Origin of the sequence: Lysobacter spongiicola DSM 21749 (assembly GCF_900167055.1) — a bacterium.
Taxonomy (GTDB): domain Bacteria; phylum Pseudomonadota; class Gammaproteobacteria; order Xanthomonadales; family Xanthomonadaceae; genus Novilysobacter; species Novilysobacter spongiicola.
This window is the reverse complement of record NZ_FUXP01000028.1, coordinates 1-1,483: the sequence shown is the minus strand read 5'-3', so window position 1 is coordinate 1,483 and position 1,483 is coordinate 1. Positions and strand designations below refer to the sequence as shown.

The window sequence follows — 1,483 nt, the reverse complement described above, 5'->3', positions numbered from 1 at the left end:
CATGATTGGGTTGCGACTCAATCAACGCAGAGGAGAAGTCTCCATGGCGACTATAACCCTTGGTATCGATCTGTCGAAGCAGGTGTTTTCCACCTGCATGCTCGACGGCTCCGGCCGTGTCATGCAGCGTCGCGAGATGCGCCGCGATGCGTTCGCCGCCTGGCTTGCGCAATGTCCAGCGGGGGCGATCGTGGCGATGGAAGCCTGTAGCGGTGCCCATCATTGGGCGCGGCGCTGCAGCGAACATGGCCTCAACCCCAGGCTGATCGCCGCGCAGTTCGTCAAGCCGTTCCGCAAGAGCCAGTCGGCCAAGAACGATCGCAACGATGCCGAGGCCATCGCCACTGCCGCGCGCCAGGGCAACATGCGTTTCGTGCCGGTCAAGACCGTCGAGCAGCAGGCCCGACTCAGCTGGCACCGCGTGCGCGAAGGCTACAAGGTTGAAGCGCTGGCCACGGCCAACCGGTTGCGCGGCCTGCTTGCCGAGTTCGGCATCGCAATCTCCCGCAGCGACGTCGCGTTGCGCCGGACTTTGGGTGATGACCGGATCCGCGCCGCGCTCCCACCCGGACTGCTGCCACTGATTGACGGGTTGCAATCGCATTGGCGGCAGTTGCACGAGCGCATCGCCGCCTGCGATGCCACCATCACCGGGCAGGCCCGCACTGACGAGCGCTGCCTGCGGCTGCAACGGATCACCGGCGTGGGGCCGCTGACGGCAGACGCATTGGTCGCAACTGTCGGCACGGCGGCTGATTACAAGAACGGCCGCCAGCTGGCCGCCTGGTTGGGACTGGTGCCGACCCAGTACTCCAGCGGTGGCAGGAGCCGGCTCGGATCCATCAGTTGCCGCGGCGACAGCTACCTTCGAACCCTGCTCATCCAGGGCGCCCGAAGCAGCCTGCAGCGGGCCAAGGCCGTCGACCGCGGCCGCGCCACCCCGGAACAACTGTGGATCCAGTCGCTGGCCAGTCGCCTGCCGTTCGGCAAGGTGCTGGTCGCCATCGCCAACAAGCATGCCCGCCAGATGTGGGCGATCCTGGCGCGCGGCGAAGACTACGATCCCCACGCATGGATGCGCCACCCGATGACGCAACGAGGCAAGTCAAAACGTTCGTTGGCGGCGTAGCCGCCGGTTCCAGCAGCACCAGCGCGACGCGGTAGACAAACAGGTCAGACCGACCCGAAGAGAGCCTGGCTAACAATACGGTCACCGAACACATGGACCGGCTGATCCCCGGACATGGGCAAGACCACTGGACGAGAGAGGCCTTCGGGTGCGGTTTTTACCCTGGTCCGGGCCACGTACCACCGGCCCCACAAGACCGATTACGGAAATGCAGTCTGGCGACTGTCGACCCGCCGCGCACCGGCAACACCCACAGCAACTGAAACAAACAGGTAATGCGCGAAGGCCAACCGCACAGGCCAGAACATCATGCGCCCAGGCATGACGGGGAACTCCTTACGGAATTGTTAGGCC

1 protein-coding gene is annotated in these 1,483 nt (G+C 65.0%); it reads left to right on the top strand.

Going from position 1 to position 1,483, the window contains the following annotated elements:
* Positions 1–43: 43 nt before the first annotated feature.
* Positions 44–1,129, top strand: coding sequence for an IS110 family RNA-guided transposase (locus B5D37_RS14525; RefSeq protein WP_078759447.1), 1,086 nt, complete (start codon positions 44–46; stop codon positions 1,127–1,129).
* The last annotated feature ends 354 nt before the right edge of the window (positions 1,130–1,483 follow it).